Source organism: Bradyrhizobium sp. 22 (genome assembly GCF_000482425.1).
GTDB lineage: Bacteria > Pseudomonadota > Alphaproteobacteria > Rhizobiales > Xanthobacteraceae > Bradyrhizobium > Bradyrhizobium japonicum_B.
In genome coordinates this window covers 316,756-340,216 of record NZ_KI519401.1, presented here as the reverse complement: position 1 = coordinate 340,216, position 23,461 = coordinate 316,756, and the positions used below count along the sequence as shown (strand labels likewise).

Here is a 23,461-nt window from a genome sequence, read left to right as displayed (position 1 = left end):
GCCGCGATGGCCATAAACGTCTTTGATAGCTTTCTGAAGGAGTTCGAGCAGCCGATCACGGCATTCGTGTCGACCTCGGTATCGAATCTTGCCTCCTACATTGATGGTCCCCTCCGCACGGCCGTGATGCTCTATGTCATCTTCTACGGTTTTGCGGTGATGCGCGGCGCAATCTCCGAACCAATCATGGAATTTGCCTGGCGGGCGATGCGGATCGTGGTTGTGGTTCTGCTAGCGACCAACTCGAGCGCGTTCCAGCAATACGTCACGGGGCTGTTTTTCGATTCCTTGCCGAAGGAGATTGGCAATGCCTTGGCGGGTGCCGGGCTGAATACCAATTCCGGAGTTCCGTTCGATCAGCTTCTGACCAAAGGCATTGATGTCGCTAATAAGATCTACAAACAGGCCGGACTGACCAACATCGCACCAGCGCTGGTCGCCGCCATTCTCCTAGTCTTTGTGGCGGTGGGCTCCTTCTTGCAGTTTGCCATCCTGCTCTATGCCAAGGTTGGTTTGGGCGTTGTGATCGCGCTCGGCCCGATCTTCATTGCGCTTGGACTCTTTGAGGCCACGCGGCCGTTTACGGAAGCCTGGCTTCGGCAAGTCGCGAACTTCGTGATCCTCCTGGTCCTCGTGGTCGCTCTGGTCGGACTGATGCTAACGACTGTTACCGGCTTCATCGACAGGTTTGCGGCAAACGCCGGCACGGCTGGGGAGATGGTGGTGGCCGCTGTCGCCATCAGCGCGGTGCTCGGCCTGTCCGGTTACATCTCGCTTCAACTGCCGGTCATCGCAGGCGGCCTCGCCGGAGGTGGTGCGTCGCTGGCAAGCCGGCTCGTCACGAGCCCCATGATCGCCAACGCCACGACCGCAGCCGGCGGCGCTTATGCCGGTGCCCGCTGGTCGGCCAGCCGCGGTCTCGACGCACTCCGAGCGAGCCGGCAAGGCGGCAGTATGCGGCGCACGCGATCGCAGGGGTCCACGGCGGCGTAGGCAATCATCGTCGGTATCAGACGACAAAGACAAACAGGGGCATCAGAACGATGTGGCGTCGACTATTTATCATCTGCGTGATCGCGTTTCAGCTTGGCGGATGCGCGATCTGGTCAAAGGGACCACCGTCATGTGATGGCCAAGCTCGGCGGCCGCTCAATCGTTCGCTGTGGGATTGGGAGACCAACACGCCGTTGGCGGCACCCGAGCCGCCACCTGCGCCATCCGCTCCAGCACCAGTCATCCGCAAAGGTGAGACCAACCCGGCGGCACTCTCCTCGCAACTGGGTGCATCAGGCCACCAAGTCGACGTTGCAGCCTCTTACCGTTCCTGCGGCAAGGAGGCCTAAGATGGTCGGCCACGATGAGCTGAAAGCTTATTTCGACAATGCGCGGCGATGGGAACAGGATCTCCTGCTATCGGCCCATCGCTCGCGTCGAACAGCATGGGTGATTGCCGCGGTTGCCTGCGCGTTGGCGGTCGCCTCGGTTGGCGCAGTCGCAGCACTTGCGCCGCTGAAGACGGTCGAGCCGTTCGTGATCCGGGTCGATAATGCCACCGGCATTGTGGACACCGTCTCCGCCCTCAATTCAACGCCGGCGCGTTACGATGAAGCCGTTACCAAGTATTTTCTTGGTCGCTACGTCCGCGCGCGCGAAGGTTACAGTTATCCGGAGGCCGAAACCAATTTTCGCACCATTTCGCTACTCTCGGGGCAGGGCGAACAGGCACGGTTCGCGGTCTGGTACCGGGGCTCCAATCCCGAAAGCCCGCAAGTCGTTCAGGGCCGTTTCGGCGTTGCGACCGTGCGGATCAAGGCGATCTCGCTCCTGGCCGACAATGTCGCCTCGGTGCGCTTTATGAGAGAGAGCCGCAAAGGCGAGGAAACCCGCATCACCCATTGGGTCTCGACCCTGACGTTCACCTATGCCAACGCGCCAATGTCCTCCGCCGACCGTCTCATTAATCCTCTCGGCTTTCTGGTCTCGGAATATCGCGCCGATCCGGAGGTCGTGCCATGAAATCCTTCGCTCTCTTGATGATTTTCGCCCTCGGATTCGCGGGGCCGGCAATGGCCTTGCAACAGCCGTCACCAGGTCAACATGATGCCCGCGTGAGAACCGTGACCTACGATCCGGCCAACGTCGTCAAGGTCAACGGCGTGATTCGGGCATCAACACAGGTGTTGTTTGCCGACGATGAGGAGGTTGCGCATGTCGCGATTGGTGACGCGATTGCATGGGAGGTCGCACCGGCGGGCTCAATCCTGTTCCTTAAACCCCGAGAGAAACATCCACCAACCAATTTGCAGGTCGTCACCACGCGCCCTGACGGACGCAAGCGCTCGTATCAATTCGAGTTGTCAATTGCCGAGACGACGCTCGCGGAGAGTTACTTCGTCGTCCGCTTCGCCTATCCCGGCGACGAGATAGAGCGCCGGCGCACTGAGGCGGCCGCGCGCGGCGCCGAGCGGGAAGGCGCGCTGATCGACCAGACCTTCGACTTGCATCATGCCTATGGCGCGCGCAATTGGCGTTTTTCGGCGCAGGGATCGATCGACCTCGAGCCCGAAGCTGTTTTCGACGACGGCAAGGAGACCACGTTCCGCTTCGCAGGCAACCGCGAAGTCCCCGCGATCTATCTGATCAACTCCGACGGCTCGGAAAGCCTCGTGCCAAAAGACGTCCGCGGGGAGCTCGTGGTGGTTCATGCCACGGCGCGGGAGTTCAGGCTGCGCAAAGGCGACAACGTTCTCTGCATTTTCAACGAAGCATTCGACGCGGTGGGGATTAACCCGGGCACCAATACCACCAGCCCATCGATCGAGCGGCGGGCGAAGAAATCACCACTAACCCCAAGGCCGCGATAGGCGAGGGCGATATGACCGAACATCAAGATGAGACGATCGCCGGCGACCGCGGCATTACGCCAGTGGGCGGAGGGGACAATGGCCGAACGGCAATGCTCAAACGCGGCTTCGGTGCGCTGGCGCTCACCGCCTTTGCCGCTCTGATCATCTGGGGGACCTGGAAAGGCGATAAGCCGGTCAGCGATTCCGCCCGGAAGCTGGTGATCCGCCAGGCGGCGGCCTTCGAGCCCCTCCCGGAAGCGCCGGCCGTGCCTGTTACCACGGCCTCAATTGGAGGCGCTCCGGTCCCAGCCACGCCAGCGGCTCCGGCACCCGCCTCCGACCAGCTTCTGGAGAGCGCCCGGCGCGCGCCCGTGCTGGCCTATAACCGGCCAAGTTCTGCTGGGCGGGCGGCCCACGACAGCGTGACAGGAGGTGTCGTCACCGACTCTTACGGGTTTGGCCGGGGCGAGCCGCGCAATGACCTCGCCGACAAGCTGAAGCCCACGCCGATCGAGGGCGTGCGCGCGGCGCGGCTCCCCAACCGCAATCTGCTGGTCACACAAGGCACCTCGATCCCGTGCGTGCTGGAAACCGCGATGTCCTCGGACGTGGCCGGTTTCGTTTCCTGCGTCGTCGTGCGGGACGTGATGTCGGATTCCGGCAACGTGGTGCTGATGGAAAAGGGCACACAAGTGGTCGGCGAATATCGCGGCAATGTGCGGCGCGGATCAAAACGCCTGTTCGTACTGTGGACTCGCGCCAAAACGCCGACCGGCGTCATTGCAGCGCTGGCCTCGCCGGCGACCGATGCGCTGGGGCGCGCCGGCTTCGACGGCGACATTGACACCCATTTCTTTGAGCGGTTTGGCTCAGCACTGCTGCTGTCGGTCGTCAATGATGCCTCCTCGATCGGGCGCCAGCAGCTGCAGGACAGCTCCATCCAGATCAACAACACCACCGGCGCCACCAATACCGCCGCGGCAATCGCCGTTGAGCAGTCGATCAACATTCCGCCGACGCTGAACAAGAACCAGGGCGAACTGGTCAACATCTTTGTCGCTCGCGATGTTGATTTCTCCTCGGTCTATCAATTGCGGCGGGTCGAGACCCGCACGCAGATTTTGGACCGCACTGTTCCCGGAGGCCTCGCGGCCCCGGCCGTGGTGACTAAGTGAGCGCCGTACATTCCATCGAGCGCGATGGCAGCCGCCTCGTGCTGACGCGCTATCTCGAGCCGTTGGCGCCATTTCTGGCGGACAAATCCTTGACCGAAATCATCGTCAACCGTCCCGGCGAGGTTTTCGTGGAAGGACCTGACGGCTGGACCCGGCACGAAGCGCCAGCTTTGACGCATGCCTATCTCTCACACCTGGCGACCGCGGCCGCTGGCCACACCCGTCAAGACATAGGTCCGGAGCACCCCGTGGTGTCGACCACCCTGATCGGCGAGGAGCGCTGCCAGATCGTGGTCCCGCCGGCGGTGCCAGAAGGCACCGTCAGTCTTACCATCCGCAAGCCGTCAGGTTTGACGATGACATTGGAGACCTTTGAGCAGGCAAAACTGTTCGATGAGGTCCGTGTCGCCGATGACGAACTCACAACCGACGAGAATCGGCTCATGGCGCTGAAAGACGCCGGCGCCTGGCGCGAGTTCCTCCAGCTTGCCGTCGAAACTCGCCGCAACATCATCATTTCCGGGGCGACTGGTTCGGGAAAGACGACGCTATCCAAGGCGTTGATCGCGGCGATCCCGGCACAAGAGCGGCTCATCACCATTGAAGACACCGCTGAGCTAGTCATCCCTCATCAGAATTGCGTGCGGCTGCTTTACGCCAAGGACGGGCAGGGCGTTGCCAAAATAGGACCGCGCGAACTGCTCGAATCCTGCCTGCGGATGCGGCCGGATCGCATTCTGCTGCAGGAGCTGCGCGATGGTACGGCGTTCTTTTATCTGCGGAACGTGAACTCCGGCCATCCAGGATCGATTACAACGGTTCATGCCGACAGCGCCCGGCTCGCCTTCGAGCAGCTGACCTTGTTGGTCAAGGAAAGTGCGGAAGGCCGCGACCTGCATCGCGACGACATCCGCTCGCTGCTGCTGCTTCTCGTCGACGTCGTCATCCAGATGCGGAAGCGGGACGGTCGCTATCGCATTTCGGAGATCTACTATGACCCCGTTCGCAAGCGCGACCACCTCCGTTAAGGCGGCGCAGGGCCTCGCGGTCGCGCTCGCGGCCAGCGCACTGTTCCTGCTGGTCGCCTCCAACGTTTTGCTGCTGGGGCTCAGGCTTCACGATGGCGGCCTGCACTGGTCGGAGATCGCCACCGGCTGGCCCCGCTACGGTGCCGACCCTCGTTTCGACCGCTGGCTGACCCTGTCGAGCCTTGCCGGCGCGGTCGTCGTCTTTGGGCTGCTCGGTGCGATCTTCCGGCACCGTCCTCTCCCGCTGCACGGCAGCGCGCGCTTCGCGTCTGAACGCGAAATCAAGGCCGCTGGCCTGCGATCCAAAGATGGCGTGCTTCTCGGCCGCAAGGACGGCGCGCTGCTCTGCTTCGGCGGGTCGGAACACGTCCTGGTCTACGCTCCGACCCGGGCCGGGAAGGGTGTCGGCTACGTCATTCCGAACCTGCTCAATTGGCCAGATTCAGTCGTCGTTCTGGATGTGAAGAAGGAGAACTGGGACCGCTCGGCCGGATTTCGCGCAGCCCACGGGCAGGAGGTCTATCTGTTCGACCCGCTCGAGGAGAACGGTCGCACCGCGCGTTACAATCCTCTTGGCTACGTGCGCAGGGATCCTGCCGACCTCTATGACGATCTGCAACGCATCTCCGTCATGCTGTTTCCGGCCGAAAGCCGCGGTGATCCCTTCTGGTTCGAGGCCGCGCGGTCTGCGTTCGTAGCAATCGGCGGTTATGTCGCGGAGACGCCGGGTCTTCCATTGACGATCGGCGAAATCCTGCACCAGCTCTCCGTGGCCAGTGACCTCAAGGCACATTTTGAGAAACTCATCGCCACTCGCAAGTCCGGCCCTTCGCCACTGTCGCGGCATTGCGTCACGGCCTTGAACGATTTTCTCGCTGCGTCCGAAAACACCATGAACTCGGTGCGCAAAACCGTGACGGCACGGCTCGGTCTCTGGCTCAATCCCCGCATCGATGCCGCAACCTCGGCCAATGATTTCGATCTGCGAGAGCTGCGGCAACGGCTCATGTCGATCTATCTCGGCGTGACCCCTGACAATCTCGACCGCATGGCGCCGCTTCTGAACTTGTTCTTTCAGCAGGTGGTCGATCTCAATACCCGCGAGCTGCCGGAACAAAATCTCAAACTCAATCGCAAGGTGCTGCTGTTGCTCGATGAATTTCCGGCGCTGGGCAATGTCAACGTGCTCGCGAAATCGGTGGCGTTCATCGCCGGTTACGGCATCCGTCTGCTGACCGTGGTCCAGAGTCCGGCCCAGCTGCGGGCGATCTACGGGATCGATGCGGCCCGCAACTTCATGACCAACCATGCCGTCGAAGTGGTATTCGCGCCGAAAGAACAGGATGTCGCAAATGAACTCTCGGAGCGCATCGGCTATGACACGGTCAAAGCGCGCAGCCGCAGCGGACCGAAAGGGCTGGCAACGCGGTCGACCAGCGAGACCGTCTCCGAGCATCGGCGCGCCCTGATGCTGCCCCAGGAGCTGAAGCTTCTTCCAAGGTCCAAGGCCTTCATCCTGGGCACCGGCCTTCCGCCGATCGTCGCCGACAAGATCGTCTATTACGAAGACAAGGCGTTCCTCACACGCCTGCTACCCGCGCCTGTCCAGAATCTGCCGAAAGGTCGCTCGACAGCACTGCTTCACGCCGAGATCAACGAGCTTCGCTCCGAGGTTGCGGAGCTCCAGGCGGTATTGCGGTCGCGGCCGATGACCGACGAGGAGGTCGCCGATCCCTCCACAATTCCCGCCGACGCCTCCTTCGATTTTGGGGACGTGGATGTCGATCTCGAAGGCCTCTCTGAGGACGACCTGAAAGCCTGGACCCTGAACTACATCGACGCTCAGGTCATTCCGCCGACGCGGCGGACGGGCCGCAAGCAAAAGGGCGAGCAGCATGAACGGCGGGCATGACGCGAGCGAGGAATTCAGCCTGCAGCGGCAGCGTCGCGCGGGGCACGCTTCCGCCCGAGAAAAGGGGGAAGACGAGGCCGCAACTACAGCCCCCAACAAGCCTTCTTCCGCGGAGGTCACAGATAGTGCGTTTCCGGACCGCATCCGTCGGAAATATTACGTGGTGGCCAGTGAATTCCACAAGGATGGATCCGACCGCGAAGCGCGGCTCTATGCCGACGAGCGGAAAGAGTACCTCGCGTTCAAGACCACTGACGATCGCCTGGTCACCCGCATAGCTGCCGCAGAAGTGATCCGGGACATGGTCAGCGTGGCACAACATCGCCAGTGGGAGGCACTTCAGGTCCGTGGTTCTGTCGAGTTCCGACGCGAGGCCTGGTTCGAGGCTAGCGCGCGCGGGATGGATGTGAAGGGCTATCAACCAAGCGAGCTCGATCGCCAGGCGCTCGCTGACCGACGAATCCGATGGGATCGAGCCCAGGCCCACAACAACGAAGTCGGAGCCAGCACGCCTTCCGACAGGTCACTACAGGCGGATAGGCTCGATTACGACAAGGGCGTTTCCGGACGTCTGCTGGAGGTCGGTTATGGCCCCTACCGCAACCGCGCCGACGCGGAGCCATCAACCTATGTAGCCATCGAACTGGACAATGGCCGGCGACATCAGGTGTGGGGCGTCGGCATTGTAGCAGACGTCGCAGATAGTGGCGCCAAGCCTGGCGACCGTATCTCTCTGCGAAGAGATAACGTCGTACCCGTCATCAGGGCGATCAAGTCAGTAGACGACGCCACTGGACTCGCTCGTATTGAACAGCGCCAGATGTGGCGCAACATGTGGAGTGTGACGGTAGAGGAACGCCGTGCAGACCGACCGGCGGCCGCGTATGATTCCGACCTGCTCGCGGCCCAATCCCAGATGGCCGTCATCAACAAGCTTGTCGAACGCGCTCTGCCGAACGATGAGAATGCTCGTCACAACATTATGGCTTTCGCCAAGGAGCGCATTGCCCAGCATCTGGAGAACGGACATTCGTTTGCGCGGGCAACAGTCATGGAACCGGTTCGAGATCGTTATCCGTCGCAAGGAGATAAGGAGATCCGAGCTCAGACTGGTCAAAGCGCGAGAATGCGTGAGCGTGAGCGCTGAATTCACGAGGTCAATCAATGAGCCGAACTGGGCTTTTGGGAAAGTACCTCCGCTCGAGCCAACCCAACCGTCGCGACAATGCAGAACAAGAGAAGCAGAATCGTCACCCCAGCGGACGAGTGCGGATGCCGGCGATCCAGGTGATGGTTCGAACAAAGGGGGGACTCCCACGGTTGTTCTTGCTCGGGAGTCGGATGGCTGTGACTTACGATGGCACTGCCAACCAAGTCCAAACCCGATCAGTCACCCGTTCACCAGACCCGAGGGCCCTGGCCGTCTGAGGCTTTGCTGAGTTTACGCTTGAATTGCCCTGGAGCGCCCCACCCAGTCCCAGCGCGTTCCATTCCCCTTGACGAGCCGCTTGGCGTCTAAGCGCATGCTCGTTGCTGCGTTTTTTCGACCATCATTCTGTCGCGACGTCGCCATTGATGATGTCGCCGAACAGCTCCCACTTCTCGCCCTGAAACTTCATCAGCTGAAGCGAGCTGATCGGCGCGAAGTCGGCCGGACCGGTGTTGATTTTGATGCCGGGCAGAAGAGTGTCAGGGGTAAACTCCTTCAGGCTCGCTGCCTGCTTCATGACATTGGCGCGTGTCAGATCGTCGCCGCACATTTCAAGCACCTTCGCCAGGGTCTGGGCGGCCCCGTAGCCATAGACGTGGCCACTGTCCGTCTTGTCAGCTCCCGGCATGTACTTGTCGATGAATTCGGACCATTTCATCATGCCGGAGTCCTTGGCCCATTGCGGATCAGTTGCATCCTTGGCGTAGGCCGCAGATATCACGCCCTGAGCGTTGTCGAAGCCCGCGGGCTGCATAACGCTGCCGACTGAGGCTGAGACGTTGGTCATGATCTGCAACGGCTTCCAGCCGAGTTCGCCTGTTTTCTTGATGGTCTGGGCGCCGAACTTCGGCGTGGTGTAGATCAGCAGGACGTCGGGATTGGCGGCTTTGATCTTGACGATATGGGAGTCGATCGACGGCTCGGAAACTTCATAGCTTTCTTCCATGATGATGCTGGAGGCCTTGGCTCCGAAGCCGTCCCTGGTACCCTTCACGTAGTCCTTCCCGAAGTCATCGTTCTGGTAGAGAATTGCTACCTTCGCATCGGGCCTCTCCCTCATCAGCCATTTCGCATAGATCTGGGCTTCGCTCTGGTAGGATGGTTGCCAGCCCATGGTCCAGGGAAAATGCTTCGGATCGTTCCACTTGGTGGCGCCGGTGGCGACGAACAATTGCGGGATTTTCTTGGAATTGAGGTACTTTTGGATCGCAGTGTTCGAGGGCGTGCCGAGCGGATTGAAAACGAGGAGTACCTCGTCGCTTTCGACGAGCTTGCGAACCTGTTCGACGGCCTTCGGCGGGGAATAGCCGTCGTCATAGGTGACGAAATTGATCTTCCGACCATTGATGCCGCCGCGGTCGTTGACCATCCTGAAGTAAGCTTCTTCGGTCTTGCCGATCACACCGTAGGCGGATGCCGGGCCGCTATAGGGCATGATGTTGCCGACCTTGATCTCAGTGTCCGTGGCCCCGGTATCGTACCTCTTCTGCGCCAGCGCGGTGCACGTCGAGAGACCCAACAAGGTGAGCGCGATAGAAGCAGCGGCGAATTTGTCGGTAACGGCAGTCATTTTTATCTCCCTTTATTATCGATGAGTATCTTTTCTTGTGACGCGACGGTGCCGCATAACGTTCCGGGGGCCTCGGCGCTTGTCGCTGAGGCCAAGCACGTAGCAGGCATATCGTTTGTCAAGCCGCTGGGCGAGTCGAGCGTAGGACTTGAGGCCGGGATCCCGACCCGAGCACCTAAGGGTAAGTTGCTGTGGCACCGGAGCTTCTGACCGCGATCAGCTTGTTGGCTCTGACGCAAAGCGAATGGCATCTTGGTCAAGCTCAAACAACGGCGCATTGTCAGCCTAGCCACCAACATAAGCGCCTCTCCCGCTCGCCAGGAGGGCGCCGTCACCACTGACGATTCGTGTTGCGGCAACGCTCATTTGACGCCCAATTTTGACAGGTCGGCCAATCGCGCGCAGCGCGCCGGGTGTTGCAGGTCGGTGGAAGTCCACGTGCAGATCAATGGTCGCGCGCGCTGTCCCTCCAAATGCGAGGATCGTGTACAGCCCCGTCAGGTCGATCAATGCAGAAAGAACGCCGCCATGCGCGGAAGCGATCTTAGGATTGGACACAATCTCGTCGCGCCAAGGCATTTCGAGGATCAGCTCATCCCGGGTTAGGGTAACCAGATTGATGCCCAGCCAGCGATGGAAGGGCGCGACCTGCAGGCGCTCCCGCAATTGCTCGAGATCGTAAGGCTTGGTCTGCTCCGAACTCACCGGGCCACCTCAGCCCCGTGCGTACGAACCAGAAATTCAACGATGGCCTGGCCAAAGGCGTCGTTCTGATCTCCGACCACCATATGTGTGGCGTCCGCAATGTCACTATAGTGGGCGTGTGGAACCAGGCTCCTGAAATGGGCCACGGCCTCGGGCGAGACCAGATCACTTGACCCTCCCCGGATCAGGTGCACCGGCAAGCGCAATCGTGAAGCTGCCGCGCTAAAGGCCGCACGTCGATGATCGATGAGTTCGACGTCCGTTATTCGGGCCTGCATCACGCCTTCGATGAATGCGGGATCCCAATGCCAGTAGTACCTCCCGTTTTCCCCCAGACGAAGATACCGCTGAAGCCCCGGCGAAGCCTTCCGGCTTTGCCGATGCGGCAAGTATTGGGAGATGACCTGCGCGGCCTCCTCGGGCGAGGCAAAGCCTTCGCGCGCATGCGCGGCCATAAAGCCGACCACCCGGGCCACACCTTCTGGTTCCATTTGCGGGGTGATGTCGACCAGTGTGAGCGATGCAAAGCTCTCAGGGCTAAGCTCGCCCGCGGCGATAATGCCTGCCAGCCCTCCGAGGGAGGCGCCAATCAAGGCCGGCTTTCTTGTGCTCGCGTTAGCGATGGCCACAAGGTCACTTGCAAAATCGCGGATATCATAGGCTCCGTCCTTAGCCCAGAAACTGTCGCCATGCCCTCGCATGTCGATTGCGACTGCGCGAAATCCTTGGCTTGCCAGAAGTTTTGAAATCCCCTTCCAGGCGCGACGCGTCTGCCCTCCGCCGTGCGCCAGGACGACTGGGAAGGCCTGCTCACTCCCTTCGATCGAGGCCGCAATCGGGTGGCCCTGGTACCCAGCAAGCATCGTCGGCGTCATGTAACTACCCGGTACCAGGGAATTGTTGCTCGACTAAATGATCCGCAAAGGACCTCAACATCACTTTCCTCCATCGCCCCTTAGCCATGCCGACTTGGTTCGAACTGCCAAATCTTTCGAACGTTGTGCAACGCACTTATCGCGATCTTTTCGTCCCAGATTGCTCATCCTCCTGGCAAGTGGAAGCGCTTTGCGTTGATTGTAAACATCCAGCCTGGCTGAATTGCTGCAAAACAGGGATTGGTGGAGGGCAGCATCATACAAAAAGGATATACATAAGGCTGAGGATAGCGAGGGCTATCCCGAAGGCCAACCCAGCGCCAACTAGCGCGGATATTGGCGCCGAGCTTGATCCAGCTTTCTGGTTCATGAGGGCGTCCCGCATCCCGTCCGCCTATTCTTATTTGCACGATGGACGAAGCGAGCGCCGCATCCAACGCGCGACAGTTTTAAGCCGTCTCCAAATAACAATAGCGCGTTTTGCTTAAACAAGCAAGCTTATGATAGTCTTGCATACAAGACATCGCGATGCAGCGAGCCCGCGGAAGCAGTTGGCTAGATGGGTAAGGGCTCGATCATTACGGATATGGCTGATGTCAAAGACAATCCAGTATCTCATTCCTCTCCTGCCGCTCGTGGCGTGCTCGCCGTCGCAGGCGATCGTTTGGTCCGACGCAACGACGCTTCTCTTGCAGGATCAAGCTGCAGTTCAAGTCGACAAAGAGGATGCCGACAATGATGCGGCTAGACGTGAACTCGAACTCTTCCGCGAAGCCAAAGTGTCATTGCGGCGGGCGATCGCGATCGCGCAGCAACTGCACGCGGGGTCGAGAGCTGCGGATGTCACCTTCGATAGCTCGTCGGGGTCTGCCGTTTACAAGGTAAGAACGACCCGTAAAGCTCGGATCTGGGAAAATGCAATCGACGGGAAGACCGGAGAGGTTGCGGGCCATGAAACCGTCATGTCCCTCGAGAATCTGGATACTGAGGATCGGAATAACTTCGTCGCCCTGGAGAGCGTTCGGCTAAAATTGTCGGACGCCGTGCTTATCGCGGAGAAGGCCGCAGACGGAAAGGCGATTGGCGCAAGTCTTCTGAACAACGATGGTAAGCTGCAGTTCCTCGTCTTGATCGTTAGCGGCAACCACTTGAAGGAGGTTATTCTCGAATCGCCCGGAGCAAGGAGTCCATGATCGCTCTCTTGCCTTCCCTATGATCCGGCTCCGTGGTGCGGCTAAACGTCCTCATCAGTCGGCGTTAGTCGTCGACATCGCAATAACGGCGGATCCGAGGCGCGTGGCCCACTTCAGCGTCGATCAATGTCCCGTGGGCTTCACCGCGGCTTTCATTTGTGGCGGCTACAGGGAACCGCTTCCTCCCTTGACGCGTTTTTGGAATACGCGGCAATGTTCGATGGTGCCGGATCGGGGACCCCAGCCGTGGATAGCCTTAGCCATCGGATCAGAGAAATAGTTGGCCGGCATTTGAATGTTGCGCCGGAAAAGATCACCGACTCGGCGCGGTTTATCGAGGATCTGGGTGCCGATAGCCTTGACACAATTGAGCTCATCATAGCCTTCGAAGAGGCCTTCGGCTGCGAGATTCCCGACGAGGTCGCAGAGTCGATCGTCACCGTGGCAGACGCGAGGCAGTATCTTGAAGGCAAAGTAAAGACGTAGTCAGTTATGCCTACGGCGGGCGTTGCGTAGGTGGGCCGATGGGGATCGATCGCCCGCGGTCGCGTATCCTCCTTTGGTTTGCGGCAATTCGTTGCGAGGCGACGCCTTGCGAGGTTGCACTGCCATCGTTCCCTTTGCCGAACACCACCGTAGGATCGCGTATCGATCCTCCTGCTTTGCGCGCAACCAAGGGCTTCACCGCAGGCCGGCGTCCGGCAGCGGCGACCCAATCGGTCTTGGCCGAGCGCCTGACCACCGCCAGAGCGCCCATCGCGAGCCGAGAATGATCGACAAAATTGTTGCTGAGCAGACGTCTGTCACCGCCAGCGCACTATCGCTCCTGACTCCATTGGCTCTCATCCAGCCTGGACATCCTGGCATTTTGTATGGCGCCGGCGCTTGACTGCTATATATGAGCTAGCTTATAATATATTAAAGTTATGGAGATTGAACTTATGAGCCGCGGTTCTGTAGACCAGAATTTTCTGTTTACTCTCGCCGAGCTGACACGCGTCCTTCGCGTGTATGCAGACAAGGAAGCCGCGCGGTTTGGCATCACCCGGGCGCAGTGGGCGGTCCTGGCCAAGGTGGAGCGCAACGAGGGCATGAGCCAGGCGGAACTTGCCGATCAGATGGAGATGCAGCCGATCACGTTGACGCGGCTGGTTGACAAGCTGTGCGAGAGCGATTGGATCGAGCGGCGGGGGGATGCAAACGATCGTCGCATCAAACGGCTTCATCTTCGGAAAGCTGGACGTCAATTGCTCGGCAAATTGAGCGGTCTGCGATCCGAACTCACGGCGACCGCGCTCGACGGCATTCTCCCGGCGGACGCCCACCGTCTTTTGACACAACTGGAAGCGATCAAGGAAAACGTGCGCAACGCAATTCAAAATGCTGGAGCCGAGCAGGTACGCAAGGAGCCGCGCTATGGCTGATCAGGTCGTCAAATTCGCGCCTGAGCAGAAGGCCGCGCCCGACGGCAAGCCGACTAGGAAGGTCGCTGCCGAACCGCGCCGCCGCATGATGGCGGGTCTGCGCCGTTATCGCCGTCCCCTTCTGTTGGTGGTGCTGCCCATTGCTGCCACACTCGGCGGACTGGCATTTTACCTGCACGGCGGACGTTATGTCAGCACCGACGATGCCTATGTCGGCGCCCAGAAGGTGCTGGTGACGCCCGACATCTCTGGCAAGATTTTGAAGGTGATCGTGAAGGAGGGCCAATCGGTCAAGCGCGGCGACGAGCTGTTCGAGATCGACCCCGTTCCGTTCCGCCTCGCGGTGGACGAGGCCAAGGCGCAGCTCGCGCAGGCCCGCACCACTTACGACAACCTCGTCGCCAACATCAAGATCTATGGCGACATGCTCGATCTGGCCCAGCAGGGCATCGATCTGAAGAAGCGCGATGTCGAGCGCAAGCAGGCGCTGGTGAAGAGCAATTTTGGCTCGCAGCTCGACCTCGACAACGCCTCGACGGCATTGGTCACCGCCGGCGGGCAGGCGCAATACATCAAGCAGCAACTCTCCAACGCCAAGACGCAATTGCTCGGCAACCCCGAATTGCCGCTGGAGCAATTCCCCCCCTACGCGCAGGCCAAGGCCAAGCTGGACGATGCGCAGCGCAATCTCGACCACACGGTGCTGCGAGCTCCGATGGAAGGCGTGGCGACGCAGGTCGAGCAGATCCAGCTCGGACGCTACGTTGCAGCCGGCACGCCCGTCTTCTCCATCATCGATGTCGCGCACCCCTGGGTCGATGCCAATCCGAAGGAGAGCGATCTCACCCACGTCACCGAAGGGCAGTCCGTCACGCTTGAGGTCGACGCCTTCCCGAACCACGTGTTCAAGGGCACGATCGGCTCGCTCTCGCCAGGCACCGGCGCGCAGTTCGCGATCCTCCCGCCGCAGAACGCCACCGGTAATTTCGTTAAGGTGGTGCAGCGCGTTCCGGTGCGGATCTATTTCGACGAGCACGACAAATACGTCGCCAAGCTGAAGGCCGGCATGAGCGTCTACGCCACCATCGATACCGGGCATAAGCGCACGCTCGCGGGCCTGCTCGGTCTGTCGGCAACCGCCAATCAGGACAAGGACTGACCTGATGTCGGGCCCACTTCCTCCGGGTCTACGCCGGAACATGGTGACCATCTGCGCCATGACCGCAACGATCATGCAGGCGCTGGATACCACGATTGCCAATGTGGCCCTGCCCTACATGCAGGGCACGCTGTCGGCGTCGCAGGATCAGATCAACTGGGTGCTGACCTCCTATATCGTCGCTGCCGCCATCATGACGGCGCCTGTGGGGTGGATCGCCAACCGCTACGGGCGCAAGCGAATCTTCATCATATGCTCGGCCGGCTTCACCATTGCATCAGTGCTGTGCGGGCTCGCGCAGGACATCAACCAGATGGTGCTGTTCCGCCTGCTGCAGGGCGTGTTCGGCGCGGCCCTGGTGCCGCTTTCGCAGACCGTGATGCTCGATTCCTACACGCTCCAGGAACGGGCGAAGGCGATGGCGATCTGGGGCATGGGCGTGATGATGGGCCCGATCATGGGCCCGTCACTGGGCGCCTGGCTCACCGAGACCTATTCCTGGCACTGGGTGTTTTTCGTCAATCTTCCTTTTGGCGCACTGACGGTGCTCGGTCTGATAGCTTTCATGGACGAGACCAAGAAGGATCTCACGCTTCGGTTCGACTTCTTCGGCTTCGCGGCACTTGCAGTCGCCATCGGGTCCTTACAGCTAGCCCTTGACCGCGGTGAGCAGCTGGGGTGGCTCGAATCCAACGAAATCGTTGGCGAGTTCATCGTCTCGGCCGTGGGCTTCTACTACTTTTTCGCCCACTCCTTCACGACCGCGCGGCCGTTCATCCAGTTCGCGCTGTTCAAGGATCGCAATTTCGTGACGGGCTGCATCTTCATGACGGTGATGGGGTTGGTGCTGTACTCCACCATGGCGCTGGCCTCGCCCTACCTGCAGAACGTCATCGGCTATCCCATCATTACCGCCGGCATGTTGCTAGCGAGCCGCGGCCTCGGCACGTTCCTGGCCATGATGATGGTCGGTCGCCTCATGCGCTATTTCGAGGCCCGTACGTTGATCATCTCGGGACTCGCGCTGACGGCGGGCTCGCTGTTCCAGATGACCGGCTGGACCGAAATGACTCAAGTTCCGGAGATTGTCACCGTCAGCGTCTTCCAGGGTTTCGGTTTTGGCCTTGTTTTCGTGCCGCTATCGACCGTTTCGTTTCTAACGCTTCCAAACCACCTGCGCACCGACGGCACCTCGATGCTGACGCTGTTGCGCAATGTCGCAAGCTCGATCGGGATCTCGATCGTGATCGCCCAACTCACTCAGGGAACGCGCCGCACTTATGCGATCCTGTCCGAACACATCAACCCGTTCAACCACGCCCTGCAGATGCCTGATGTCAGGGGCATCATCAACCTGTCCACCGATGCTGGGCGCGCCATGGCGGACAAGATGGTCGCTGTTCAGGCTCAGATCATCGCATTCTCACAAGACTATCAACTCGTCATGCTGTTCATCCTCGTCTCGATCCCGCTCGCCATCATGATTGGATCTACGAAGGCCGCTCTGCGCAAGCAGACGGCAGGGCCAGAGCACGCAGTGGTGGAATGACGACACGCTGTAAAGTATTGCCAGACTTTGGTAGTTGTCGTTCTCATGCGTTGATGTTGCCAACCCAGGCAAAAGTTTGGCGTGAGGTCACGATGAAGGGTGCGCAAGCTGGCAAACTTCTTTGCCCGATCAGGATGCCCGGACAGGGTCAGCAGCCCGATGTCTGGCTCCTGGTCACTGGGGTTGTCGAGCGATGCGTCGGAAAACCGAATGGACCGGATTGGGTCTCGGGCATCGAGATCGTTTGAAGGACGGTCCCCACACCAAAACTTGCATCGCATTGACCTGGTCAAGAAGCAAGAGTTGGGCCGCAGTCTCCACTGCCTCAGCGGGTAGGGAAGCGGGTGTGGGCCCCGGACGCTGACACGCGATCTCGAGTCTGGCCTGGTTGGCGGCTATAAACTGCATTAGCTGCAGTCGTTGCCGAGCACATGGAATTCCGGTCAGCCGCGATCAATCTTAAAATCTGAGGCCAACTAAGCCACGTCTCAAAATAGTTGGCATTGCTTAGACGCGCAGAATGAACCGAGAGTGCCCAAGACGCTACTAAAGCGTTCATGCGAAGGGGGCGGGTCGAAGCACCCCCCATGTGTTTGGAATGATTTTGTACGGCGCGTTACCACCGCTGTTTCGTTTTCCTATTCCGCAAGGTGCTCGGCACCGGCCTGTCAATAAGGCCGCGGAAGTTTCCGAAGGTGCCGAGCCACTGGGCCGTCGCCTGCTTGATCGAAAGGAACCAAGTTCCGAAGGAGGAGTTTGGTCCTGATGCGGCAGGAATCCCACACGCATTTTCTTCCGGAGGTGCTGTCTGGTGAAGGGCCAAGTTCAAGAGCACGGGCCGGCAGAACAGCATCCGGGTCAATTGCCCAGGACTATGCCGCAGAACAAGCGCGACGGCGCCGAGCTTACACAGCCGACCAGAAAGCCATCGCCATGGGAGCGCTTTCGCGAGCACTGGGGTCTGATGCTGGCCGGCGCATGTGTTCTTGTGGCCGGCCTGGGCGGCGGAACAGCCTACTGGCTCGAGATCCGTCATTACGAATCCACCGATGATGCGTTTGTCGCCGCACGAAGCTTCTCGGTGGCGTCGAAAGTGGGCGGCTATGTGACCGACGTTCCCGTTACCGACAATCAGCATGTCGACGCCGGCGACCTGCTGGCGCGGATCGATGACCGCGACTACACAATCGCCGTCGACCAGGCCAAGGCGCAACTCGCGATCGCCGAGGCCAACATCGCCAACTACCAGGCGCAGATCGATACCCAGCATGCGCAGATCGATCAGGTGAGGGCCCAGTTGGAACAGGCTCAGGCACAACTTCAGTTCGCGCAGCAGGAGGCCGCGCGCGCACAGGAGCTGGTGGACAAGGGAGCCGGCACTGTACAGCGCGCGCAGCAGACTCGCTCCGATCTTCAGGCCCAGCAGGCCAATACAGACAGGGCCAAGACCGCCGTAGTTGGCGCCGAACTCGGAATCAAGGCGCTCCAGGCGCAGCTTGAAGGTGCAACAGCCCAGCGGCAACAGTCTCAAGCTCAACTCGACCAGGCAAAACTCAATTTGCAATACACAAGGGTGTTCGCGGTCCGATCCGGGCGCGTTGTCAAGCTGTCCGGAGCAAAAGGCTCCTACGTCACCCCGGGGCAGAGCCTCATATGATGTTCGTGCCCGATGAGGTTTGGCTGGTTGCAAATTACAAGGAAACACAACTGAAGGACATGCGCCCTGGCCAGCCGGTCGAGATCCGGATCGATGCCTATCCGGACCGCAAGCTGACCGGGCACGTGGAGTCGGTGCAGCCCGGCTCGGGGACCGCATTCAGCCTGCTGCCGGCGGAAAATGCGACGGGCAACTATGTCAAAGTCGTCCAGCGCGTACCGGTGAAGATCATTGTCGACAACTGGCCGTCCGACGTGCCGGTCGGGCCCGGTATGTCGGTCGTGCCTTGGACGAAGGTTAGATGACCGATCAGGCGCAGAGTGGCGGAAGGTCCTCGAGTTGGTCCCCGGAGCGATCGGCGGCCGGCGGACACAATCCCTATCTGATCGCCTTTGTCGTTTCCATTGCGACCTTCATGGAGGTGCTCGACACCACTGTCGCGAACGTGTCGCTCCGCCACATTGCGGGTGGCCTTGCGGTCGGGCTCGACGAGAGCACCTATGTCATCACAAGCTATCTTGTCGCCAACGCCATCGTGCTGTCGATCTCGGGATGGCTTTCCACCGTCATTGGCCGCAAGCGCTTCTACATGCTGTGCGTGGCAACGTTTTCGGTTGCCTCCCTGTTATGTGGCCTCGCGTGGAACCTGGAATCTCTCGTCCTGTTTCGCATTCTGCAGGGGCTGGGCGGCGGTGGCATGGCGACCAGCGAGCAGGCGATTCTTGCGGATTCATTTCCGCCGCACAAACGCGGCCAGGCCTTCGCCATCTATGGTGTCGCCGTGGTGGTCGCCCCGGTGTTGGGGCCGACGCTTGGCGGGTGGATCACCGACACCTACTCCTGGCACTGGGTATTTCTGATCAACGTGCCGATGGGGCTGATCTCGTTATTACTGGTAGGTACATTGGTGAGGGAACCATCCGGCGCCGAGGAAGAAAGGGCTGAACTCCTAAGGGCCGGATTGCGGGTAGACTATATCGGATTCGCTCTGGTCGCCATCGGTCTCGGATCGCTCGAATTCGTGCTCGACGAAGGGCAGCGCAGCGACTGGTTTGGATCGTCCATGATTCTATCCTTTGCGCTTATCTCAGCCTTCTGCCTCTTTGCTCTTATACCTTGGGAGCTTGGCCGTGACGATCCCATCATCGATCTCCGGCTGCTTGGCAAACGGCAATTTGGCGCTTGCTTCCTCGTGATGTTTGCAACCGGCGCAGTTCTGATCTCGACGACCCAATTGCTGCCGCAGCTTCTGCAAGCCGAATTCGGCTACACCGCCACGCTGGCAGGTCTCGTGCTCTCGCCGGGCGGCATCATTACGATGCTTCTGATGCCCATCGTCGGCAAGCTGGTCAACTTGGTGCAGCCGAAATATCTGATCATGGTCGGCGCGGCGATCGTTGCCGTTTCGATGTGGCAGCTCACAGGACTGACCGGCGATATCAGCTATGGCTATGCGACCGAGGTGCGCATATTCCAGGCTGCGGGGTGCCGTTTCTGTTCCTGCCGGTGACCACCGCGTCCTATGACGGTCTGCCGCCCGAGAAAACCAACCAGGCCTCGGCGCTCATCAACGTTTCGCGGAATATCGGCGGCTCAATGGGGGTCGCGCTCGCGCAAACGATGCTGGCGCAGCGCCAGCAATTCCACCAGACTCGACTGGTCGAGCATGTGGCACCTTCCGATCTCGGGTACCAACAGACGATCGATGCGGTGACGCGGTATTTCCAGGCCCAGGGGTCAAGCGCGTCGGATGCTGCATCGCAAGCGCTGGCTTGGCTTGGTAAAACGCTCCAGCAGCAGGTCGACTATCTCGCTTACATCGACGTGTTCTGGCTTCTGGCCGCGGTCGCGCTTTTGATGATCCCGGTTGCGTCGATCCTTCGGCCCATCGACTTGAGCGCGCCGCCGAAGACCCATTGAAGGTTCCCTGGCTGGGCCGCCTCGTCACGTTATCGCCGGATCGAACCTCCTGGTGCCGCCTTGTCCGGTGCCAGCGTCGGGACAGGACGATTGCAATCCAACAGCGAATTTGGGTTTACGCGCCTGTCTGATCTCACATGGCCGGGATGCTTCGGGGGCACCGGACGTGTCAAGCCAAAACCGCTTCGATCTACATAATCGGCGAAACGGAAGTCCAAGACGATGATCATGGCTCTGCGCTTGAGAGAACCGCAATGCAGGCCCAGCAGAGAATTTATAGCCTGCCGCGCTGACGCCTGTCGCGATGGCTCGCGACTGCGGGCCCAAGGTTCTCGAGGACATTCGGGTCGCGCGGATCGGCAATCTGTATGGCACGCTGCCGATCTTGGTCGGCGGCGGCGTCAGCGGTACCCGGAAAAAGAAAACTGCCAGCGCAAACATAACGGCGTCACCGCGACGTAACGCAATTGCTTGCCGATCAGAAATTCAAGCCGGGTGACCGGCGTGACGTAGAGGTTGGGTGATTGAGCCGAGCTCCCTTTCTCTGACGACCGCGAGCGCCATCAAGATCGCCGGAAACAATGCCAGCATCATTGCGATGGTCGAGGGGACCATGGCATAGATGCTATCGAAGTCCTGATTGTACTTGAACCTGATCTCGATGGTGGCGAGCGGCGGGGCGATGCTGTGCGTTGTCTTGATAATCGGATCGACCAGATAGAGCTGGTGCATGCTTTGCGGATTGCCCCGGATTGTTTCCGCTCGGAGCGGCGTGGCGCCGTCGATCCAGGCCGACACAAGGGAGGTGACCCGAGTTTGATGCTGAGGCCACACTTTGCCGGGATCTCGATGCTGAGATCGATGCTCCCATCCCTTTGACCTGCCCCTGAGTATTTCCTCCAGATGGAGTTAGAGTCCGGCCTGAAAAGGACGGACAGATGAAGCGAGCAAGGTTCACGGAAGAGCAGATTATCGCCGTGTTGAAGGAGCATGAGGCCGGGGCGAAGACGGCCGACCTGGCTCGCAAGCACGGGATTTCCGAGGCGACGATCTACAACTGGAAGGCCAAATTCGGCGGCATGGATGTCTCCGAGGCCAGGCGGTTGAAAGCGCTCGAGGAGGAGAACGCGAAGCTGAAGAAGCTGTTGGCCGAGCAGATGCTCGATGCGGCCGCGCTACGCGAGCTTCTTTCAAAAAAATGGTAGGGCCCGCCGCCAAACGCGCCGCGGTGGCGCATCTGGAGGCCGCGATGGGCCTGTCGGAGCGGCGGGCCTGTTCGATCGTCGGTGCGGATCGGAAGATGATCCGCTACCGCTCTCGCCGGCCACCGGACATCGAGCTGCGCGCCCGGCTGCGCGAGCTGGCCAATGAACGCCGCCGGTTCGGCTATCGCCGGCTGTTCGTCCTGCTGCGGCGGGAGGGCGAGCCATCCGGGATCAACCGGATCCACCGGCTTTATCGCGAGGAAGGGCTCACTGTCCGCAAGCGGCGGGCTCGCCGCAAGGCGACAGGCACCCGGGCTATCCTGGTCGAGGCGAAGCCGAACGCACGTTGGTCCCTCGACTTCGTCTACGATCAGTTCGCCAACGGACGGCGCTTCCGCGTTCTCAATATCGTCGATGACGTCACCAAGGAATGCCTGGGCGCGGTCCCGGACACGTCGATCTCCGGACGGCGGGTGGCTCGGGAACTGACGGCGATCGTTGAACGGCGCGGCAAGCCTGGCTCGATCGTCTCCGACAACGGCACCGAGTTCACGTGCAACGCCATGCTGGCCTGGTGCAAGGACACCGGCATCGACTGGCACTTCATCGCGCCGGGCAAGCCGATCCAGAATGCCTTCGTCGAGAGCTTCAACGGGCGTATGCGTGATGAACTACTCAACGAGACCCTGTTCTTCGACCTCGACGACGCCAGGGCAAAGATCGCGGCGTGGGTTGCCGACTACAACGGCGACCGCCCGCACTCATCGCTGAAATACCTCACCCCGGCGGCCTATGCTGCCACATTCACCGCAACGGGCGATCGGCTGCGCAACCCCGACCAGCTCCGCCGATCGCCCGTTGCTCCACCTGCGCCAATCGGCGTACAAACCCCCGAGACTCTAATTGCCTCTGGATGAAAACTCAGGGGCAGGTCACCTTTTGTCAAGATCTGCGCCATTGGCAAGCTGAGGCTTCTCGACGAAGTATCCTGAACCTCTGAGCTCCTCGAGATAGGGCGACTCTCAGGTGTCTTATCGTTGTCGAGCACGGCAAAAGTCAGGTTGTTCACGTCGGTCGAGATACCGAGACCGAAGGCCACCTTAAGAATGGTTGTGCCGAACAAGGCGAACATCAGCCGTATCGAGTCGCGAACCAATTCGAGACCCTCTCGGATGGTATAAGCGAACAAGCGCTGATAGCTGAACAGGGCGCCGGCGGAATTGTGCTGCGTCGGGCCAGCTTCTTCCGCCAGCGGCTGGTTGAGAATTGGCCGTCCGCTGCTCGAGGAAGTTGATGAAGGCGTCCTCCAGCGTCTTTGCTCCCCTCGCCCGCCAGCACGCGTTCTTCATGCATCAGCGCAAGTCGGTTGCAGCGGGCCGCCTCGTTCATGGAGTGGGTCGAGACGAAAGACGGTCATGACCCTGTTGCGGGCCAGATCATTCAAAAGCTCACAGAACCGGTCGCGCGCTGCCGGATCAACGCCGGACGTAGGCTCGTCCAAGATCAGAAGATCCGGCTTGCGGATGATGGCAACGGCAACTGACAGGCGCTGCCGGATACCCAGCGGCAGCGCGGCAGCAAGACTGTCGAAATACTCGGCGAGGTCACTCTGGTCGACCAGTTCGGCAATCCTACGCTCCGCAAACTCCGATGGCAGAAGAAACAGGCGAGCGGGAGGCTGAGGTTCTGGCGGACCGCCAGCTCACAGTAGAGCGAGAAGGATTGGGACATGTAGCCGACGCGCATCGAGGTCGGCGGCTTCCAGCTGCTGACCGAAAATGAGCGCCTCACCCTCGGTTGCGGCAGAAGCCCGGTTAGCATCTTCATCGTGGTCGTTTTGCCTGACCGTTCGAACCGAAAACTCCGAAGATTTCGCGCCGACGGATCGCAAGCTCACCCGGTCGACCGCCGTGGAATCGGCGAACTCGGGCCCCGCGGGTCACTTCAAATTCCTCCGGGTGCGGTCAGTCAAACTCCTCCACCCCCAAGGCAGGACAGAAGTGGATTGTTAGTTTGACATTGTTTCGCGGGCA

At 60.3% G+C, this 23,461-nt stretch carries 16 protein-coding genes and 4 pseudogenes; 15 read left to right on the top strand and 5 right to left on the bottom strand.

Annotated features, from left to right (window positions below; translation table 11 throughout):
- The first annotated feature begins 6 nt into the window (after positions 1–6).
- The 7 genes from K410_RS0135980 (at position 7) to K410_RS0135950 (ending at position 8,108) form a co-directional block, all read left to right on the top strand.
- Positions 7–993, top strand: a complete 987-nt coding sequence (locus K410_RS0135980) for a TrbL/VirB6 family protein (protein ID WP_024343415.1) — start codon at positions 7–9, stop codon at positions 991–993.
- A gap of 351 nt (positions 994–1,344) precedes the next feature.
- Entirely contained in the window at positions 1,345–2,016 is a 672-nt protein-coding gene (locus K410_RS0135975; protein ID WP_024343414.1) for a VirB8 family type IV secretion system protein, read from the top strand.
- Positions 2,013–2,864 carry a P-type conjugative transfer protein VirB9 gene (gene virB9, locus K410_RS0135970; protein ID WP_024343413.1) on the top strand — a complete coding sequence of 284 codons (852 nt, stop codon included), beginning with the start codon at positions 2,013–2,015 and terminating at the stop codon, positions 2,862–2,864. The genes K410_RS0135975 and virB9 overlap by 4 nt, the downstream gene beginning before the upstream one ends.
- An 11-nt stretch (positions 2,865–2,875) precedes the next feature.
- A complete protein-coding gene (gene virB10 / locus K410_RS0135965; RefSeq protein WP_024343412.1) occupies positions 2,876–4,021 on the top strand; it encodes a type IV secretion system protein VirB10 in 1,146 nt (381 codons plus the stop codon).
- Positions 4,018–5,049 (top strand): P-type DNA transfer ATPase VirB11, encoded by a 1,032-nt coding sequence (gene virB11 / locus K410_RS0135960; protein WP_024343411.1) that lies wholly within the window; start codon positions 4,018–4,020, stop codon positions 5,047–5,049. Before virB10 ends, virB11 begins: the two co-directional genes overlap by 4 nt.
- Positions 5,015–6,961, top strand: coding sequence for a type IV secretory system conjugative DNA transfer family protein (locus tag K410_RS0135955; RefSeq protein ID WP_024343410.1), 1,947 nt, complete (start codon positions 5,015–5,017; stop codon positions 6,959–6,961). Before virB11 ends, K410_RS0135955 begins: the two co-directional genes overlap by 35 nt.
- Entirely contained in the window at positions 6,945–8,108 is a 1,164-nt protein-coding gene (locus tag K410_RS0135950) for an LPD7 domain-containing protein (RefSeq protein WP_024343409.1), read from the top strand. The genes K410_RS0135955 and K410_RS0135950 overlap by 17 nt, the downstream gene beginning before the upstream one ends.
- Positions 8,109–8,511: 403 nt before the next feature.
- Here K410_RS0135950 and K410_RS0135945 read toward each other — a convergent pair whose 3' ends face one another.
- The 3 genes from K410_RS0135945 to K410_RS0135935 form a co-directional block, all read right to left on the bottom strand.
- Positions 8,512–9,741 carry an ABC transporter substrate-binding protein gene (locus tag K410_RS0135945; protein WP_024343408.1) on the bottom strand — a complete coding sequence of 410 codons (1,230 nt, stop codon included), beginning with the start codon at positions 9,739–9,741 and terminating at the stop codon, positions 8,512–8,514.
- Positions 9,742–10,026: 285 nt separating this feature from the next.
- Positions 10,027–10,446 (bottom strand): hotdog fold thioesterase, encoded by a 420-nt coding sequence (locus K410_RS0135940; RefSeq protein ID WP_049820511.1) that lies wholly within the window; start codon positions 10,444–10,446, stop codon positions 10,027–10,029.
- The gene (locus K410_RS0135935) at positions 10,443–11,321 is read right to left on the bottom strand and encodes an alpha/beta fold hydrolase (protein WP_049820510.1); all 879 of its coding nucleotides are present in this window, start codon (positions 11,319–11,321) and stop codon (positions 10,443–10,445) included. Before K410_RS0135935 ends, K410_RS0135940 begins: the two co-directional genes overlap by 4 nt.
- Before the next feature lie 593 nt (positions 11,322–11,914).
- Between K410_RS0135935 and K410_RS0135925 the strand changes: the two genes are divergently transcribed.
- The 7 genes and pseudogenes from K410_RS0135925 to K410_RS0135895 all read left to right on the top strand — a co-directional run bounded on the left by K410_RS0135925 (position 11,915) and on the right by K410_RS0135895 (position 20,223).
- Positions 11,915–12,514, top strand: coding sequence for a PepSY domain-containing protein (locus tag K410_RS0135925; RefSeq protein WP_024343405.1), 600 nt, complete (start codon positions 11,915–11,917; stop codon positions 12,512–12,514).
- 246 nt (positions 12,515–12,760) lie between these two features.
- Positions 12,761–13,000, top strand: a complete 240-nt coding sequence (locus K410_RS0135920; RefSeq protein ID WP_028139161.1) for an acyl carrier protein — start codon at positions 12,761–12,763, stop codon at positions 12,998–13,000.
- A 455-nt stretch (positions 13,001–13,455) separates the two neighbouring features.
- On the top strand, positions 13,456–13,938 hold the full coding sequence (locus K410_RS0135915) for a MarR family winged helix-turn-helix transcriptional regulator (protein ID WP_024343403.1): 483 nt from the start codon (positions 13,456–13,458) through the stop codon (positions 13,936–13,938).
- Positions 13,931–15,097, top strand: a complete 1,167-nt coding sequence (locus tag K410_RS0135910; RefSeq protein ID WP_024343402.1) for an HlyD family secretion protein — start codon at positions 13,931–13,933, stop codon at positions 15,095–15,097. The genes K410_RS0135915 and K410_RS0135910 overlap by 8 nt, the downstream gene beginning before the upstream one ends.
- A 4-nt stretch (positions 15,098–15,101) precedes the next feature.
- On the top strand, positions 15,102–16,646 hold the full coding sequence (locus K410_RS0135905; RefSeq protein WP_024343490.1) for an MDR family MFS transporter: 1,545 nt from the start codon (positions 15,102–15,104) through the stop codon (positions 16,644–16,646).
- An 811-nt stretch (positions 16,647–17,457) separates the two neighbouring features.
- A pseudogene (locus K410_RS0135900) lies at positions 17,458–18,608 on the top strand (HlyD family secretion protein).
- A pseudogene (locus K410_RS0135895) lies at positions 18,605–20,223 on the top strand (DHA2 family efflux MFS transporter permease subunit). The pseudogenes K410_RS0135900 and K410_RS0135895 overlap by 4 nt, the downstream one beginning before the upstream one ends.
- A gap of 402 nt (positions 20,224–20,625) precedes the next feature.
- Here K410_RS0135895 and K410_RS0135885 read toward each other — a convergent pair.
- Positions 20,626–21,098: pseudogene (locus tag K410_RS0135885) on the bottom strand (ABC transporter permease); the annotation flags it as partial.
- Between the two features lie 63 nt (positions 21,099–21,161).
- Here K410_RS0135885 and K410_RS0135875 point away from each other — a divergent pair.
- Positions 21,162–22,345, top strand: a protein-coding gene (locus tag K410_RS0135875) for an IS3 family transposase (protein ID WP_155253484.1) whose coding sequence is annotated in 2 segments (ribosomal slippage) — positions 21,162–21,414 and positions 21,414–22,345 — 1,185 coding nt in all. Because the reading frame shifts where the segments join, the coding sequence is not laid out codon by codon here.
- A gap of 18 nt (positions 22,346–22,363) precedes the next feature.
- Here K410_RS0135875 and K410_RS39110 read toward each other — a convergent pair.
- A pseudogene (locus K410_RS39110) lies at positions 22,364–23,352 on the bottom strand (ATP-binding cassette domain-containing protein); the annotation flags it as partial.
- Positions 23,353–23,461 lie beyond the last annotated feature (109 nt).

Coding starts and splice junctions, on each gene's coding strand:
- K410_RS0135980 (WP_024343415.1), top strand. CDS start 7: ATGGCCATAAACGTCTTTGATAGCTTTCTGAAGGAGTTCGAGCAGCCG.
- K410_RS0135975 (WP_024343414.1), top strand. CDS start 1,345: ATGGTCGGCCACGATGAGCTGAAAGCTTATTTCGACAATGCGCGGCGA.
- virB9 (WP_024343413.1), top strand. CDS start 2,013: ATGAAATCCTTCGCTCTCTTGATGATTTTCGCCCTCGGATTCGCGGGG.
- virB10 (WP_024343412.1), top strand. CDS start 2,876: ATGACCGAACATCAAGATGAGACGATCGCCGGCGACCGCGGCATTACG.
- K410_RS0135955 (WP_024343410.1), top strand. CDS start 5,015: ATGACCCCGTTCGCAAGCGCGACCACCTCCGTTAAGGCGGCGCAGGGC.
- K410_RS0135950 (WP_024343409.1), top strand. CDS start 6,945: ATGAACGGCGGGCATGACGCGAGCGAGGAATTCAGCCTGCAGCGGCAG.
- K410_RS0135945 (WP_024343408.1), bottom strand. CDS start 9,741: ATGACTGCCGTTACCGACAAATTCGCCGCTGCTTCTATCGCGCTCACC.
- K410_RS0135935 (WP_049820510.1), bottom strand. CDS start 11,321: ATGACGCCGACGATGCTTGCTGGGTACCAGGGCCACCCGATTGCGGCC.
- K410_RS0135925 (WP_024343405.1), top strand. CDS start 11,915: ATGTCAAAGACAATCCAGTATCTCATTCCTCTCCTGCCGCTCGTGGCG.
- K410_RS0135915 (WP_024343403.1), top strand. CDS start 13,456: ATGAGCCGCGGTTCTGTAGACCAGAATTTTCTGTTTACTCTCGCCGAG.
- K410_RS0135910 (WP_024343402.1), top strand. CDS start 13,931: ATGGCTGATCAGGTCGTCAAATTCGCGCCTGAGCAGAAGGCCGCGCCC.
- K410_RS0135905 (WP_024343490.1), top strand. CDS start 15,102: ATGTCGGGCCCACTTCCTCCGGGTCTACGCCGGAACATGGTGACCATC.